Below are 15,335 nucleotides of genomic sequence, written 5' to 3' on the forward strand. Positions count from 1 at the left end.
GTAAGTTGGTATGGGAGTAGCGAGAAAAGGGGCCCGGGCTGCCTGCTTACAGCCCGTTGTTCAGGAAGGCATGCAGCTCCGGCGTCTTGGGCGCGTCGAGCATTTCGCCGGGGCCGGTTTCCCACACGGTGCCCTGGTGCATGTAGATGATCCGGTCGGCCACGCGCTTGGCGAAAGCCATTTCGTGCGTGACCAGCAGCATGGTCATGCCGCCGGCCGCGAGGTCTTCCATCACGCGCAGCACTTCGCCGGTCAGTTGCGGATCGAGCGCGGAGGTCACCTCGTCGAACAGCATGACCTTGGGCGACATCGCGAGCGAACGCGCGATGGCCACGCGCTGCTGCTGGCCGCCGGAGAGTTGTTCGGGATAGGCGTCGGCCTTGGCCTTGAGGCCCACCTGGTCGAGCACGCGGATCGCCACGTCGGCCGCTTCGCCGCGCGACTGCTTCTTCACGTGGCGCAGCGCCAGCATGATGTTCTCCTGCACCGTGAGGTGGGGGAACAGGTTGTAGCTCTGGAACACGATGCCCACTTCGAGGCGCAGCCGCTTCAGGTCGACGTTGGGGCTGTCCACGCGGATGCCGCAGACCTCGATGGTGCCCTTGTCGATCACCTCGAGCCGGTCGATGCAGCGCAGCGCGGTGCTCTTGCCCGAGCCGCTGGCGCCGATGATGGCGATCATCTCGCCCTTGGCGACTTCGAAGGACACGCCCTTCAAGACCTGGTTGGCCCCGAAGCTCTTGTAGACGTGGTCCAGCTTCACTATGGCCCCCCGGCTTGCCACTTCGTGTGCTTCGCCACCCCCCGAGGGGGCGGCAAAGCCGACTTGAGAACGGCTCGGCGACGGCTTATCGATTGGCGACATTGAGTTTCTTCTCCATCGCTTCGCTCCAACGCGACAGCGGATAGCACAAGGCGAAATAGAAAGCACCGACCAGGAAGAAGACCAGGAAGGGCTGGAAGATGGTGTTGTTGATGATCTGGCCGGCGCGCGTGAGCTCCACGAAGCCGATCACCGAGGCGAGCGATGTCATCTTGATGATCTGCACCAGGAAGCCCACCGTGGGCGGCAGCGAGAGGCGCACGGCCTGCGGAATGATCACCAGGCGCAGCGTCTGCCAGCGCGAGAACGCCAGGCACTCGGAGGCTTCCCACTGCGGCTTGGGCATGGCCTCGATGCAGCCGCGCCAGATGTCGCCCAGGTACGCGCTCACGTAGATCATCATCGCGATGCCCGCGGCCACCAGCGAGGGCAGCGAGAGGCCGTACACCGAGAGCCCGAAGTACACGATGAACAGCAGGATCAGCAGCGGAATGCCCTGGATGCATTCGATGTAGACCACCGCGAACCAGCGCAGCCACGCGCGCGGCGAGATGCGCGCGAGCATCAGCCCGAAGCCGCCGATGGCGCCCAGCACGAAGGCGAGCGCGGAAAGCAGCAGCGTCCAGCCGATCGACTGCACCAGGTACATCAGGTGCGTGAAGGTGAAATGGCCGAGGCTCATGCCGCGCCCCCGTGGATCGCGACGGCCGCCGTCGATGCAACCGGCTGCGCCTTGCCGGCCTGCGCGGCCGCGCGGCGCACCACGCGGCGGCGGCGGAACATGTACTCGCCGAGCGCCCAGGTCACCAGCTTGATGAAGAGCGAGAGCACCAGGTACAGCGCCGCGACCACGATGTAGGTCTCCAGCGAGCGAAAGGTGTCCGACTGCACGGTGTTGGCGATGGCGGTGAGCTCTTCGGCCGAGATCTGCGAGGCCATGGCCGAGGCCTGCATCATCAAGAGGAACTGGCTCGTGAGGGCGGGGTACACCTTCTCGATGGACGGCTGCAGCATCACATGCCAGCCGATGCGCCACTTCGAAAGACCCAGGCACTCGGCCGCCTCGATCTGCCCGCGCGGCACCGATTCGAGGCCCGCGCGGATGATCTCCGCGGCATAGGCCGCGATGTTGATCACCATCGCCAGCACCGCGGCCGCGAAGGTCGGCATGCGAACGCCGAAGCTCGCCAGCCCAAAGTACAGGAGGAAGATCTGCACCAGGAAAGGCGTGTTGCGCACGATCTCGATGTAGACCGTGCAGGCACGGGCGAGGGGCTTGATCTGGCTGCGCTTGGCGAACGCGACCAGTGTTCCGACGCAAACGCCGACAACGACCGCCAAAGCGGTCATCTTGAGCGTGAGCCATGCGCCGTTGATGAAAACGGGCCAGTACGATGCCAGCGGAGCGAAGTCGAGGGAATACTTCATGTGAGTGCCGAAGAGACCGCAATGCCCTCAAGAGGCTTGCGAAGCGGCTTCAGAAGATGTCAGAGTGTTAAGTTATCGGTTGTCGTACAACTAATTGGAGATTATCATCGTGGCCATGGTTCAGACGACTGCGGGTAATCCCTTGGTTCCAGATGCGCCGGCGAAAGCCGGTCCGGCAGCCGGCCCCGCGGCCTTCGTGGGGCGGCCGCGCCAGCGTGCCCGGGGCCTGGCGCACGGGTTGGTGGAAGACCTGGGCGACAAGATCCGCAGCCAGTCGCTGCGCCCGGGCGACAAGCTGCCCACCGAGTCGGCCATCATGCAGGCCTACGGCGTGAGCCGCACCGTGGTGCGCGAGGCGCTCTCCAAGCTGCAGGCCGGCGGGCTGGTCGAAACGCTGCACGGCGTCGGCACCTTCGTGCTGCAGCCGCGGCCGGGCGGGGTGTTTCGCCTCGATCCGGGCGAGATCGCCGCGTCGGTCGACGTGCTGGCCGTGCTGGAGCTGCGCATCAGCCTGGAGACCGAATCGGCCGGGCTCGCCGCGAGCCGGCGCACCGAGGAGCAGTTGGTGGCCATGCGCCAGGCGCTGGACGACTTCGAGCACAACGTGACGATCGCCGGTGACACCGTTGCGCCCGATTTCCGTTTTCACCTTCAGATCGCGCAGTCGACCGGCAACCCGTATTTCGCCGACATCATGCGGCACCTGGGCACCACGATCATTCCGCGCACGCGCATCAGCGCCATCCGCATCCAGGACGGCGGGGCGTACCTGAGCCGCGTGAACCGCGAGCATGAAGAGATCTATGCGGCCATCGCGCGTCGCGACCCCGAGTCGGCGCGCGCCGCCATGCGCATCCACCTGACCAACAGCCGCGAGCGCCTGCGCATCGCGCAGGAGGCCGCGCAGCAGCAGAAGGCGAAAGCCGATGGTGGCGCGGGTGCGGGCGCGGCGGGCAAGGGCGGCGGCGCGGGCGCCGCTTCGTCCGACAACTAACCCCTTCGTCGAATTTTTTGGGTCCAAGTCTGGACAAGTTGTTTTTGTAGTTGTACGATGACTGATCACTCGCTCGGGCATCCGGGCGAAGCCATGGGGCACATCGAACAACTGGAGGCATCCGCATGACCATCAACCGACGCGGCGCACTCGGCGCCGCCCTGGCCACGACCCTGGCCGCCAGCCTGCCGGTGCGCGCGTTCGCACAGGGCGCCAGCGGCAGCGGCAACTGGCCGTCCAAGCCGATCAAGATCATCGTTCCGTACCCGCCGGGCGGCTCGTCCGACATCATTGCGCGTGCCATCAGCCAGCCGCTGTCGGAAGCGCTGGGGCAGTCGGTCATCATCGACAACCGCGCGGGCGCCAACGGCAACCTGGGCGCCGACCTGCTGGCCAAGGCGCCGGCCGACGGCTACACGCTGATGCTGTGCGACCTGGGCGCGCTGGCCATCAGCCCCTCGCTCTATCCCAAGCTGCCGTTCGATCCGTCCAAGGACCTGCGCAGCGTGGGCATGCTGGCCTATTCGCCGCACCTCTTGGTGGTGCATCCCTCGGTGCAGGCGAGCACGCTCAAGGAACTGGTCGAGCTCTCCAGGAAAAGCGATCTCAACTTCGCCGTCACCGCCAGCGGCAGCACCGCGCACCTGGCCGGCATCGAGCTGCAGCGCAAGGTCGGCGCGAAGTGGGAATACGTGCCCTACAAGGGCGGCGTGCAGGCCGTGCTGGACACCGTCTCGGGCCAGACGCAGGTGCTGATGAACGGCATGCTGGCCACCTACCCGCAGGTGCAGGCCGGCAAGCTCAAGCTGATCGCCGTGTCCAAGGCCACGCGCATGCCGCTGATCGGCAGCGTGCCGACCATCGCGGAGCAGGGCGCGCCCGGCTACGAGTCGGGAACCTGGCAGGGCGTGGTCGCCGGACGCGGCGTGCCCGATGCGGTGATCGCGCGCCTGAACCGCGAGCTCACCCGCATCATCCGCACCCCCGACATCCGCGCCCGCCTCGCAGGGCAGGGCGCCGAGGTCGTGACCATGACCGCGCCCGAGCAGGACCAGTTCTTCGCCAAGGAGCGCGCGCGCTGGGCGCAAGTGATCAAAGAGGCCAGCGTCAAGCTCGACTGACCGGCGGCTCATCCACCCTCATTTTTCTTTCTCAAATTTTCACTGGACGTTTCCCGATGAACCCGCAAGAACTCAAGACCATCATGGGCTCCGGCCTGCTCTCGTTCCCGTTGACCGACTTCGACAGCAACGGCGACTTCAACGCGCAGGGCTACATCAAGCGCCTCGAATGGCTGCAGCCCTACGGCGCGAGCGCGCTGTTCGCCGCGGGCGGCACGGGCGAGTTCTTCTCGCTGACGGGCGACGAGTACCCCGGCATCATCAAGACCGCCGTGGACACCTGCCGCGGGGTGGTGCCGATCATTGCCGGCGCCGGCGGTCCGACGCGCTTTGCCATCCAGTGCGCGCAGGCGGCAGAGAAGGCCGGCGCGCACGGCATCCTGCTGCTGCCGCACTACCTCACCGAAGCCGGGCAGGAAGGCCTGGCCGCGCACGTGGAAGCGGTGTGCAAGAGCGTGAAGTTCGGCGTGATCGTCTACAACCGTGCCTCGAGCCGCCTGAAGCCCGACACGCTCGCCGGCCTGGCCGAACGCAACCCGAACCTCGTCGGCTTCAAGGACGGCGTGGGCGACATCGAGGCGATGGTCGCGATCTACCAGAAGATGGGCGACCGCTTCGCGTACCTGGGGGGCCTTCCGACCGCCGAGGTCTATGCCGCGGCCTACAAGGCCATGGGCACGCCGGTGTACTCGTCGGCCGTCTTCAACTTCATCCCCAAGACGGCGATGGACTTCTATCACGCGGTGGCCAACGACGACCTCGCCACGCAGCACCGCCTGCTGAAGAACTTCTTCATGCCCTACCTGGAGCTGCGCAACCGCACGCCGGGCTACGCCGTGAGCATCGTCAAGGCCGGCGCCAAGATCGTCGGCCACGACGCGGGCCCGGTGCGCGCACCGCTGACCGATCTGAAGCCCGCAGAGATGGAAGAGCTCAAGGCGCTGATCGCCACGCTCGGCCCGCAGTAAACGGCGCCGCGTTCCGCGGTCTCGCAGTCTCGCAGTCGACAACATCAATCAACAACAACGCAGGCAACGACATGCTCATCAAGAAACTCTTCCTCATCGCCGCTTCGGCCGCCGTGTTCTCCGGCTGCGCGATGGTGCCGGCGGGCGGCGGCGCATCGGACCAGCCCGCGGTGGCCGCGGCCGCTGAGCGCCTGCGCATCGCGATGGTCGATCCGACCGCCGCCGCGCTCGGCGCGCTGGTGGCCGACGACCTGAGCTACGGCCACTCGGGCGGCAAGGTGGACACCAAGGCCAGCTTCATCAGCGACCTGCTGGACGGCAAGTCGGACTTCGTGACCATCACGATCACCGAGCAGACCATCAAGGTGGTCGATGCCAACACCGCCATCGTGCGCCACACGCTCGCGGCCGACACCAACGACTCGGGCAAGCCCGGCAAGGTCGCGCTGAAGATCCTGGGCGTCTGGCAAAAGCAGGGCGGCAACTGGAAGCTGCTCGCGCGCCAGGCGGTTCGCGTCAACCCCTGATCTGGAGCACGGATGCAGAGACGAGCGCTTCTTGCGACGGGCCTCGTGCTCGCCGCCACCGCGATGCTGCCCCTGCATGCCTCGGCGCAAGCCGACGCATGGCCGCAGCAGAAACCCGTGACGATCATCGTGCCGTTCCCCGCCGGCGGCTCCACCGACATGGTGGCGCGCGCGCTGGCGCTGCAGCTGCAGACCAAGCTGGGCGGCAGCTTCGTCGTGGACAACCGTCCCGGTGCCACGGGCACCATCGGCACCGGCTTCGTCAAGCGCGCAGCGCCCGACGGCTACACGCTGCTGGTGTCGTCGCTGGGCGCATTCGTCGTCACGCCGCACCTGCAGAAGAGCGTGCCCTACGACGCGACGAAAGACTTCGACTACATCAGCGTGCCCGTGCAGGCGCCCAACGTGCTGGTCGCGAATGTCGCGCGCCCCGAGCACACGGTGGCCGACGTGCTCGCGCTCTTGCGCAAGACGCCGGGCAAGGTCTCGTTCGCGAGTTCGGGCAACGGCTCGTCCGACCACCTGTCGGCCGAACTCTTCTGGCAGCAGACCAAGACCGAAGGCGTGCACGTGCCCTACAAGGGCGGCGCGCCCGCGGTGAACGACCTCCTGGGCAACCAGGTCGACTTCTCGTTCCAGAACGTCAATGCCGTGCTGCCGCACATCCGCGCGGGCAAGCTGCGCGCGATCGCCGTCACCGGCGACAAGCGCTCGCCTGTGCTACCCGACGTGCCCACGCTCGCCGAGGCCGGCGTGAAGGGTGCGGAGGTCTACTCGTGGCAAGGCGTGGCTGCGCCGAAGGGCCTGCCGCCCGCGCTCAAGAAGAAGCTCGGCGACGCCGTCATCGCCGCGATGCAGGACCCCGAGACGAAGAAGCGCATGCTCGACCAGGGCCTGGAGATCGTCGCGAGCACGCCCGAGGATTTCACCGCTTTCCAGTTGCGCGAGTGGACGCGATGGAAGACGCTCATCGACACCCGCCACATCACCGCCGACTGAGGCTCCAGCCCGAAGATGACAAGTCCTGAATCCGTTTCCAAAGTCGTGTCGGGCGCGCCCGTCGTCACCGGCATGCGCGTGGTCCCCGTCGCGGGCCACGACAGCATGCTGATGAACCTGAGCGGCGCGCACGGCCCGTTCTTCACGCGCAACCTCCTGATCCTGACCGACAGCGCCGGCCACACCGGCGTGGGCGAAGTGCCGGGCGGCGAGAAGATCCGCCAGACGCTGGAAGACGCGCGCGATCTCATCGTGGGCCAGCCCATCGGCCGCCACAACGCCGTGCTCAACAGCCTGCGCAGCGCCTTCGCGGGCCGCGACAGCGGCGGCCGCGGCCAGCAGACCTTCGACCTGCGCGTGACCATCCATGCGGTCACGGCCGTGGAGGCCGCGCTGCTCGACCTGCTGGGCCAGTTCCTCGAAGTGCCGGTCGCGGCCCTGCTCGGCGAAGGCCAGCAGCGCGATGCGGTGCAGATGCTCGGCTACCTCTTCTACGTGGGCGACCGCACGAAGACCGACCTGGCGTACGAGACCGACCCCGGCGCGGACAACGACTGGTTTCGCCTGCGCCACGAAGAAGCCATGACGCCCGAGGCGATCGTGCGCCTGGCCGAAGCAACGCATGCACGCTACGGCTTCACCGACTTCAAGTTGAAGGGCGGCGTGCTGCGCGGCGAAGAAGAGGTCGAGGCGATCCGCGCGCTGCACGAGCGCTTTCCGAAGGCGCGCGTCACGCTCGATCCGAACGGCGGCTGGCTGCTGGCCGATGCGATACGCCTGTGCCGCGACCTGCACGGCGTGATGGCCTATGCCGAAGACCCGTGCGGCGCCGAAGGCGTGTTCTCGGGCCGCGAGGTGATGGCCGAGTTCCGCCGCGCGACGGGCCTGCCCACCGCCACCAACATGGTCGCCACCGACTGGCGCGAGATGGTGCACAGCCTCTCGCTGCAGTCGGTCGATATTCCGCTGGCCGATCCGCACTTCTGGACCATGCAGGGCTCGGTGCGCGTGGCGCAGCTGTGCCAGGCCTGGGGCCTCACCTGGGGCTCGCATTCGAACAACCACTTCGACGTGTCGCTCGCGATGTTCACGCACGTGGCCGCCGCCGCGCCCGGCAAGGTGACGGCCATCGACACGCACTGGATCTGGCAGGACGGCCAGCGCCTGACGAAGTCGCCGCTGCAGATCGAAGAGGGCTTCGTGAAGGTGCCCACGCGCGGGGGCCTGGGCATCGAGCTGGACATGGCCGAGGTCGAGAAGGCGCACCAGCTGTACCTCAAGCACGGCCTGGGCGCGCGCAACGATGCGCAGGCGATGCAGTACCTGATTCCCGACTGGACCTTCGACAACAAGCGGCCCTGCATGGTCCGCTGATGGGCAACCACCGTTCGGGCTGAGCTTGTCGAAGCCTCGCGCGGCGCATCGACAAGCTCAGCGTGAACGGGCGGGGCCCGCTGCAAGCACAGACATCGTCAAGGAGACTGCATGAACAACCACATGGACCGTCGTCGCCTGCTCCAGGCGGCGGCCGGCTCGGCACTCGGCGCAATGGCCGCAGCTGCCGGCGCGCAATCGTTCCCCTACAAGCCGCAGCAGCGCTACCCCGACCCCGCGGTGCTGATCCTCGACCCCAGCTTTGCCAAATACCGCCTCTACAGCAGCACGCTGGAGCAGGTCGGCACGGGCATGCGCTGGGCCGAAGGGCCGGTGTACCTGCCGCGCGAGGGTTACCTCGTGTGCAGCGACATCCCCAACAACCGGCTGATGCGCTACGAGGAAAAGACCGGCGAGTTCAAGGTCCACAAGTCGAACGTGAACCACTGCAACGGCAACACGCGCGACCGGCAGGGCCGCCTGGTGAGCTGCGAGCACTCGCTGACGCGGCGCGTGGTGCGCACCGAGCACGACGGCCGCGTGACCGTGCTGGCCGACCGCTTCCAGGGCAAGCGCCTGAATTCACCGAACGACGTGGTGGTGAAGTCGGACGACACCGTGTGGTTCACCGATCCGCTCTTCGGCATCTCGGGCACCTGGGAAGGCGAGCGGGCCACGCCCGAGCAGGCGACCACCAACGTGTACCGCCTCACGCCCGACGGCCAGCTCTCGGCGGTGATCACCGACCTGGTGAACCCGAACGGCCTGGCCTTCTCGCCGGACGAGAAGAAGCTCTACGTCATCGAATGGAAGGGCACGCCCAACCGCAGCCTCTGGAGCTACGACGTGGCGGCCGACGGCAGCGTGTCGAACAAGGCCAAGCTGATCGACGGCGTGGGTGCCGCGGCGCTGGACGGCTTTCGCGTCGACCGCGACGGCAACCTCTGGATGGGCTGGGGCTGGAACGGCGCGCTGGCCGCCGAGCCCACCGATGCCGGCAACGGCATGAAGGTCTATCAGCCGCAGGCGAAGTCCGAAGACATGGATGGCGTCAAGATCTTCAATTCGCAAGGCTTGCCCATCGGTTTCATCCGCCTGCCCGAACGCTGTGCCAACCTCACGTTCGGCGGCCCCAAGAACAATCGCCTCTACATGGCGGCCAGCCACTCGCTGTACGCCCTCTACGTGGAGTCCGAAGGCGCAACCTAGCCTTTTGATTCTCCAAATCCCCATCACCGCAACAGGCAAACGAAGGACATCGACGATGACTGAATTCAACAACCTCATCAATGGCGAATGGCTGGCCGGCAAGAGCTACAGCCCCAACGTCAACCCCAGCAACCTGGCCGACGTGCTGGGCCAGTACGCGCAGGGCGACGCGGCGCATGTCGATGCCGCCGTGGCCGCCGCCACCGCCGCCTTCCCGGCTTGGGCGACGGGCAGCATCCAGGCGCGCTCGGATGCGCTCGACAAGATCGGCACCGAGATCCTCGCGCGCAAGGAAGAGCTCGGCACGCTGCTCGCGCGCGAAGAAGGCAAGACGAAAGCCGAAGGCATCGGCGAAGCCACGCGCGCGGGCCAGATCTTCAAGTTCTTCGCGGGCGAGTGCCTGCGCCTGTCGGGCGAGCTGCTGCCCTCGGTGCGCCCGAACATCGGCGTGGAAATCACGCGCGAGCCGGTCGGCGTGGTCGGCCTCATCACGCCATGGAACTTCCCGATCGCCATTCCCGCGTGGAAGATCGCGCCCGCGCTCGCCTTCGGCAACTGCGTGGTCCTGAAGCCCGCGGACCTCGTGCCGGGCAGTGCCTGGGCATTGAGTGAAATCATCAGCCGCTCGGGCATTCCGGCGGGCGTGTTCAACCTGGTGATGGGCCGCGGCAGCGTGATCGGCGAGGCGCTGGTCAACCACCCCGGCATCCATGCGATCAGCTTCACCGGCTCGGTGGGCGTGGGCCGCAACATCGCGATCCAGTGCGTCACCAACCACAAGAAGGTGCAGCTGGAGATGGGCGGCAAGAACCCGCAAGTCGTCCTCGACGATGCCGACCTCGCGCAGGCCGTGGAGCTCAGCGTGCAGAGCGCGTTCTATTCGACCGGCCAGCGCTGCACCGCATCGAGCCGCCTGATCGTCACCGAAGGCATCTACCCGAAGTTCATCGAGGCGATGAAGGTGCGCATGGCGAAGATCAAGGTCGGCGACGCGCTCGCGCAGGGCACCGACGTGGGCCCGGTCTCCTCGAAGTCGCAGCTGAACCAGGACATGGAATACATCGCCATCGGCAAGGGCGAAGGCGCCACGCTGGCCGCCGGCGGCGAGCTGCTGAAGCTGGAGACCGACGGCTACTACATGTCGCCCGCACTCTTCAGCGAATCGGCCGCCGCGATGCGCATCAACAAGGAAGAAATCTTCGGCCCGGTCGCGAGCGTGATCCGCGTGAAGAACTACGAGGAAGCGCTGGCCACGGCCAACGACACCGAGTTCGGCCTCTCGGCCGGCATCGCCACCACGTCGCTCAAGTATGCGACGCACTTCAAGCGCCACAGCCAGGCCGGCATGGTGATGGTGAACCTGCCGACGGCGGGTGTCGATTACCACGTGCCGTTCGGCGGCCGCAAGGGCTCGAGCTACGGTCCGCGCGAGCAGGGCAAGTACGCGCAGGAGTTCTTCACCACGGTGAAGACGGCCTACACATTGGCCTGATCCGCAAAACCGTTCGGGCTGAGCCTGTCGAAGCCTCGCGCGGCGCTTCGACAGGCTCAGCGTGAACGGCTACTGGCGGCGCGACTGCTTCATGGCGAAAGCGAAGATGGCGGTGTGCTGCGGCGGCGGCGCATCGTCCACTCGATCAGCTCGAAGATCCCTTCGCTGACGAGCGCCATCGCCGCGGCCGGCAGCGCGCCGGCCAGCAGCAGTTCGCGGTCGTTCAACGCAAGGCCGGTCACGATGCGTTCGCCGAATCCACCCGCGCCGATGAATGCTGCAATCGTCGCCGTGCCGATGGCGATCGCCGTGGCCGTGCGCACGCCCGCCAGCAGCGTGGGCAGCGCGAGCGGCAGCAGCACGAGCCGCAGGCTCTGCGGCGGCGTCATGCCGAGCGCGGTGCCCGCCAGGCGCAGCCCGTTCGGCACTTCGGCCAGGCCCGTCACCGTGTTGCGCATGATCGGCAGCAGCGAGTAGAGCGTGAGCGCGATGAGCGCGGGCAGCGCCCCGATCGCGCCGAGCATCGAGATCAGCACCGCCAGCAACGCGAGCGAGGGCACCGTCTGCATCAGGCTCGCGATGCCCAGCACCACGGCGCGCAGGCGCACATGCGAGAACACCAGGATCGCGATCGGCACGCCGATCAATATCGCGATGCCCACCGACACCGCCACCAGCAGCAGGTGCTGGCGCGCGAGCTTCCAGAGGTCGGGGCCGAAGAGCTTGGCGGTGAAGCCGCGCCGGGCCTCCTGCGGCTGCGCGGCGCCCGCCGTGCCGGATATGCCGGATGCACCGGTGCTGGCGATGAAGTCGCGCGCAATGACATCGAAGGGCACGCTCTGCAACTCGGCGCGCGCATTCATCGCGATCATGGCGTGCTCGTCCACCTTGCCTTCGAGCGCCTGCAGCGCGGCCCACGCCTTGGGCAAGCGCGTGGGCAGGTCCAGCTTGTAGAGCACCACCGCGTCGTAGCGCGGGAAGAACTTCCTGTCGTCCTCGAGCACGCGCAGGCCGAGGTGGTCGATCTTCGCGTCGGTGGTGTAGATGTCGATCGCATCGATCTGCTTGGCGGCCACCGCTTCGTAGGCCAGGCCGTGGTCCAGGCCGGTGGGCGTCTGCGTGAAGCCGTAGCGCGCGGCCAGGCCCTTCCAGCCATCGGCGCGGCCGAGGAATTCGTTCGAGAGGCCCAGCTTGAGCTCGGGGTGCTTGGCCAGATCGCTCAGCGTGCGAAGCCCGAGCCGCTCCGCGTCGGCCGCGCGCACCGCCAGCGCATAGCCGTCGTTGAAGCCGAGCGGAATGGCCATGCCCAGGCCCATCGGCGCGAGCGCCGCGTTCATCGCCTCGCGCGTGTCCGCGGGCGAGCCCTTGAGGATTTCCAGCGCGATGGTGCCGGTGTACTCGGCATAGAGATCGATGGCCCCCGAGCGCAGCGCCTCGTAGACGATGGCCGTGTTGCCCAGGCCCTGCCGCACGACGGGCGGCGACGCGGTGTGCGGCGCGGCCGTCTGCGCGAGCAGCTCGGCCAGGATGTACGACTCGGTGAAACGCTTGGAGCCGATGCGCAGCGCCTCGTCCGCGGCCTGCGCGGGGGCGGCGGCAAGCCAGGCCATCGAGACCAACAGGGCGGCGCGCCAGAGGCTGCGGAGCAGGTGCATCCGGGCCAGTGTATAGACAACGCTTCGTTCGGCGTACCCGCCAATCTCCTACACGGCATGGTGCGCGGAGCCGATGCAGTCGGGGTGCGGCGAGCCTCATAGTCGAGCGCCATGAAGACCAAGCCCTCGAAGAAGAAATCCTCCTCCGTCACCGCCAAGGACACCAAGGACGCCAGGGGCGGCCTGCCCGGCTCCGAAGTCCACGGCCTGCGCGAACTCCCGGGCCTGCAGGTCGACGGCTACAGCCTCCAGCTGCGCGACAAAGACGGCTTCGTCGGCGACCAGGCCAGCCAGACCGCCTTCAGGGAACTGCTCGAACGCTGGCGCAAGCGCCGCCGCAAGGAAGGACGCGACCCGCTGGGCCTCTCGCACTCGCGCAACCTCAGCAAGAAGGAACTCGACCACGCGCTGCAGGCCAAGAAGGCCTCCGAAGCCGCCGACGTGATGCATGGCGCCATCGAGGAATTCGCCGAGGAGCTGGCCTATGTGATCCAGCGCTTCACCCGCCAGCCTTCGTGGGAGAAGGTGCAGCGGATCGTGATCGGCGGTGGCTTTCCCGAGAGCGACGTGGGCGAGCGGGCCATCCTGCAGGCCAGCGCCATCCTCGAGGAGATGGGCGTGCACGCGCAGCTGGGCCGCCTCTCGCACAACGTGGACGACGGCGGCCTCATCGGCTGGGTGCACCTCACGCCGCCGGAGATGCTCAAGGGGCACGATGCCATCCTTGCGGTGGACATCGGCGGCACCAACATCCGCTGCGGCATCGTCAAGACGCGCCACCGCAAGGCACGCGACTTCTCGCTCGCGAAGGTGGTGCGGCGCATGAAGTGGCGTCACGCCGACGACGGCCCGAACCGCGGCAGCATCGTCGAGCACATCGCCCAGATGCTGGAAGAGATGGTGCTCTACAGCGAGCGCAAGAAGATCCGCCTCGCGCCCTTCATCGGCATCGGCTGCCCGGGCCTCATCCGCCAGGACGGCTCCATCGCGCGCGGCGCGCAGAACCTGCCGGGCGACTGGGAGAGCCATGCCTTCCATCTGCCGAGCGAAGTGTGGCGCCGCATGCCGATGATCGGCTCGGGGCCGACGCTGGTGCTGATGCACAACGATGCGGTGGTGCAGGGCCTGAGCGAACTGCCCTTCATGCGCGACGTGAAGCACTGGGGCGTGCTGACCATCGGCACCGGGTTGGGCAACGCGAGTTTCACGAACCTGCCCTGAGTTCACGGGGCGGCACGCCGCCCGCAAGCGCCTTGTAGACACCGACCAGGCTCACCGACAGCCGGCTCGTGCTCTGCGCGTGGTCGCGGCGGGCCTGCAAGAGCGCGCGCCGCGCATCGAGTTCGACGCCGAAATCGGTGAGCCCGTTGGCATAGCGTGCATGCGCGAGCGTGAGCGCATCGCGGCTCTGGCGCTCGCGCTCGATGAGTTCGACATGGCGCTGGCGTTCGGCGCTGTACGCGTTGAGCGCGCCGTCTATTTCGTGCCAGGCCTTGAGCACCGTCTGCTGGAAGGCGACGGCCGCCTCCTGCTGCTGCAGCTCGCGCAGGTCCACGGTGCTGCGCCGGCGGCCGTTGTCGAAGATCGGCAGGCTCAGGGACGGGCCGACATGCCATTGCCGGCTGCCCCAATCGCCGAAGCGATCGCTCCCCACCGACTCGTAGCCGAAGCCCGCGCCCAGCGTGACGCGCGGATAGAGATCGGCCACGGCCACGCCGACGCGCGCGGTGGCGGCATGCAACTGCGCCTCGGCCGCGGCGATGTCGGGGCGGCGCCGCGCGAGGTCCGCGGGGAGACCGAGCGCGAGGTCGGGCAGCGGCGGCGCATCGGTTGCGCTGTCGGTGGTCGCATCGGCCAGTTCGGCGTTGAGCGCGCCGGGCGCCGCACCGATCAGCAGCGTGATGCGGTTCATCGCATCGGCCTCCTGCTGCAGCAGCGACGGGACGCGCGCGCGCAGCTCGGCCAGCAGGGTGCGCTGGCGCACGGGGTCGAGGTCCGTGACGAGCCCGCCATCGGCGCGCGCCTGCACGAGTTCGAGCGATTCGGCGGCGGCCGCGATGTCGGCGCGCGCGATGCGCAGTTCGCGCTGCGTGCCGCGCAGCTCGAAGTAGTTGCGCGCGAGCTCGGCCTGCACGCTGAGCTCGGCCTGCTGCAGCATCGCGGCGGAGGCGGCCGCATCGGCATCGGCCGCTTCCACGGCGCGCCGCACGCGGCCCCAGAGGTCTATTTCCCACGACGCGTCGAAGCCGGCCTGGTAGAGGTTGTAGGGTTCGCTGAGCGTGCGGATCAGCTGGTCCTTGTTGGCAACCGAGGAGCCGAGCGCATCGATCATCCGCGTGGCCGCGCCGCTCTCGCTTTGCCGTTGCCGCGTGACGCCCGCGCTGGCGTTGACCTGCGGGCCGCGCTGGGCGGCCGCGGTGGCGCGCTGCACGCGGCTCTGCGCGAAGCGCAGCGCGGCGGTCTGCAGGTCGGGGTTGGCGGCGCGCACCATGGACTGCAGCCGGTCGAGCATCGGGTCGTTGAAGGCCTTCCAGTCGCCGGGCGCGAGGGAGGCCGTCGCGGGCGCGGCACTGCGCTCGGCACCGAGCAACGCGGGCGAGCCGCCGTGCCATGTGGACCAGTCGGCGGGCGTGCGCGGTTCCGTGGGCTTGTGGTCGGGGCCCACGGCGCAACCGCCGACGAGAAGTGCGAGCGCGGCAGCGGCCACCGCGTTGCATGTGAAATGGAAAGTGAGAGGCATGAGGT

Annotated in this window: 14 protein-coding genes; 9 read left to right on the forward strand and 5 right to left on the reverse strand. The window is 67.9% G+C overall.

Annotated features, from left to right (window positions below; genetic code table 11):
- Positions 1–46 precede the first annotated feature (46 nt).
- From JC881_RS20850 to JC881_RS20860, 3 genes are read right to left on the reverse strand one after another with little or no spacing between them, the layout of a single operon-like run.
- On the reverse strand, positions 47–865 hold the full coding sequence (locus JC881_RS20850) for an amino acid ABC transporter ATP-binding protein (RefSeq protein ID WP_443083364.1): 819 nt from the start codon (positions 863–865) through the stop codon (positions 47–49).
- Positions 849–1,505: an amino acid ABC transporter permease gene (locus JC881_RS20855; RefSeq protein WP_198787605.1), complete on the reverse strand. Its 657-nt coding sequence runs from the start codon at positions 1,503–1,505 to the stop codon at positions 849–851. Before JC881_RS20855 ends, JC881_RS20850 begins: the two co-directional genes overlap by 17 nt.
- Positions 1,502–2,251: an amino acid ABC transporter permease gene (locus JC881_RS20860; RefSeq protein WP_198787606.1), complete on the reverse strand. Its 750-nt coding sequence runs from the start codon at positions 2,249–2,251 to the stop codon at positions 1,502–1,504. The genes JC881_RS20855 and JC881_RS20860 overlap by 4 nt, the downstream gene beginning before the upstream one ends.
- A 115-nt stretch (positions 2,252–2,366) precedes the next feature.
- On the opposite strand from JC881_RS20860, the gene JC881_RS20865 reads away from it, so the two are divergent.
- The 8 genes from JC881_RS20865 (at position 2,367) to JC881_RS20900 (ending at position 10,935) form a co-directional block, all read left to right on the forward strand.
- A complete protein-coding gene (locus JC881_RS20865; RefSeq protein ID WP_198787607.1) occupies positions 2,367–3,245 on the forward strand; it encodes a FadR/GntR family transcriptional regulator in 879 nt (292 codons plus the stop codon).
- Between the two features lie 125 nt (positions 3,246–3,370).
- Positions 3,371–4,366, forward strand: coding sequence for a Bug family tripartite tricarboxylate transporter substrate binding protein (locus tag JC881_RS20870; protein ID WP_198787608.1), 996 nt, complete (start codon positions 3,371–3,373; stop codon positions 4,364–4,366).
- Positions 4,367–4,422: 56 nt separating this feature from the next.
- Entirely contained in the window at positions 4,423–5,334 is a 912-nt protein-coding gene (gene kdgD / locus JC881_RS20875; protein ID WP_198787609.1) for a 5-dehydro-4-deoxyglucarate dehydratase, read from the forward strand.
- Between the two features lie 71 nt (positions 5,335–5,405).
- Positions 5,406–5,861 carry a nuclear transport factor 2 family protein gene (locus tag JC881_RS20880; RefSeq protein ID WP_198787610.1) on the forward strand — a complete coding sequence of 152 codons (456 nt, stop codon included), beginning with the start codon at positions 5,406–5,408 and terminating at the stop codon, positions 5,859–5,861.
- Positions 5,862–5,873: 12 nt separating this feature from the next.
- Positions 5,874–6,860 (forward strand): Bug family tripartite tricarboxylate transporter substrate binding protein, encoded by a 987-nt coding sequence (locus tag JC881_RS20885; RefSeq protein WP_198787611.1) that lies wholly within the window; start codon positions 5,874–5,876, stop codon positions 6,858–6,860.
- A 15-nt stretch (positions 6,861–6,875) separates the two neighbouring features.
- Entirely contained in the window at positions 6,876–8,234 is a 1,359-nt protein-coding gene (gudD, locus tag JC881_RS20890; RefSeq protein WP_198787612.1) for a glucarate dehydratase, read from the forward strand.
- Positions 8,235–8,345: 111 nt separating this feature from the next.
- A complete protein-coding gene (locus JC881_RS20895; RefSeq protein WP_198787613.1) occupies positions 8,346–9,443 on the forward strand; it encodes an SMP-30/gluconolactonase/LRE family protein in 1,098 nt (365 codons plus the stop codon).
- A gap of 55 nt (positions 9,444–9,498) precedes the next feature.
- A complete protein-coding gene (locus JC881_RS20900) occupies positions 9,499–10,935 on the forward strand; it encodes an aldehyde dehydrogenase family protein (RefSeq protein ID WP_198787614.1) in 1,437 nt (478 codons plus the stop codon).
- 89 nt (positions 10,936–11,024) lie between these two features.
- On the opposite strand, the gene JC881_RS20905 is transcribed toward JC881_RS20900, so the two are convergent.
- On the reverse strand, positions 11,025–12,590 hold the full coding sequence (locus JC881_RS20905) for an ABC transporter permease/substrate-binding protein (RefSeq protein WP_198787615.1): 1,566 nt from the start codon (positions 12,588–12,590) through the stop codon (positions 11,025–11,027).
- A 111-nt stretch (positions 12,591–12,701) separates the two neighbouring features.
- Between JC881_RS20905 and JC881_RS20910 the strand changes: the two genes are divergently transcribed.
- A complete protein-coding gene (locus JC881_RS20910) occupies positions 12,702–13,811 on the forward strand; it encodes an ROK family protein (RefSeq protein ID WP_233101942.1) in 1,110 nt (369 codons plus the stop codon).
- On the opposite strand, the gene JC881_RS20915 is transcribed toward JC881_RS20910, so the two are convergent.
- Positions 13,795–15,330, reverse strand: a complete 1,536-nt coding sequence (locus tag JC881_RS20915; RefSeq protein ID WP_198787616.1) for an efflux transporter outer membrane subunit — start codon at positions 15,328–15,330, stop codon at positions 13,795–13,797. The genes JC881_RS20910 and JC881_RS20915 overlap by 17 nt on opposite strands.
- Positions 15,331–15,335: the final 5 nt, after the last annotated feature.

It is taken from the genome of Variovorax sp. IB41, from assembly GCF_016405905.1.
GTDB lineage: Bacteria > Pseudomonadota > Gammaproteobacteria > Burkholderiales > Burkholderiaceae_C > Variovorax.

Coding starts and splice junctions, on each gene's coding strand:
- JC881_RS20850 (WP_443083364.1), bottom strand. CDS start 865: ATGTCGCCAATCGATAAGCCGTCGCCGAGCCGTTCTCAAGTCGGCTTT.
- JC881_RS20855 (WP_198787605.1), bottom strand. CDS start 1,505: ATGAGCCTCGGCCATTTCACCTTCACGCACCTGATGTACCTGGTGCAG.
- JC881_RS20860 (WP_198787606.1), bottom strand. CDS start 2,251: ATGAAGTATTCCCTCGACTTCGCTCCGCTGGCATCGTACTGGCCCGTT.
- JC881_RS20865 (WP_198787607.1), top strand. CDS start 2,367: ATGGTTCAGACGACTGCGGGTAATCCCTTGGTTCCAGATGCGCCGGCG.
- JC881_RS20870 (WP_198787608.1), top strand. CDS start 3,371: ATGACCATCAACCGACGCGGCGCACTCGGCGCCGCCCTGGCCACGACC.
- kdgD (WP_198787609.1), top strand. CDS start 4,423: ATGAACCCGCAAGAACTCAAGACCATCATGGGCTCCGGCCTGCTCTCG.
- JC881_RS20880 (WP_198787610.1), top strand. CDS start 5,406: ATGCTCATCAAGAAACTCTTCCTCATCGCCGCTTCGGCCGCCGTGTTC.
- JC881_RS20885 (WP_198787611.1), top strand. CDS start 5,874: ATGCAGAGACGAGCGCTTCTTGCGACGGGCCTCGTGCTCGCCGCCACC.
- gudD (WP_198787612.1), top strand. CDS start 6,876: ATGACAAGTCCTGAATCCGTTTCCAAAGTCGTGTCGGGCGCGCCCGTC.
- JC881_RS20895 (WP_198787613.1), top strand. CDS start 8,346: ATGAACAACCACATGGACCGTCGTCGCCTGCTCCAGGCGGCGGCCGGC.
- JC881_RS20900 (WP_198787614.1), top strand. CDS start 9,499: ATGACTGAATTCAACAACCTCATCAATGGCGAATGGCTGGCCGGCAAG.
- JC881_RS20905 (WP_198787615.1), bottom strand. CDS start 12,590: ATGCACCTGCTCCGCAGCCTCTGGCGCGCCGCCCTGTTGGTCTCGATG.
- JC881_RS20910 (WP_233101942.1), top strand. CDS start 12,702: ATGAAGACCAAGCCCTCGAAGAAGAAATCCTCCTCCGTCACCGCCAAG.
- JC881_RS20915 (WP_198787616.1), bottom strand. CDS start 15,330: ATGCCTCTCACTTTCCATTTCACATGCAACGCGGTGGCCGCTGCCGCG.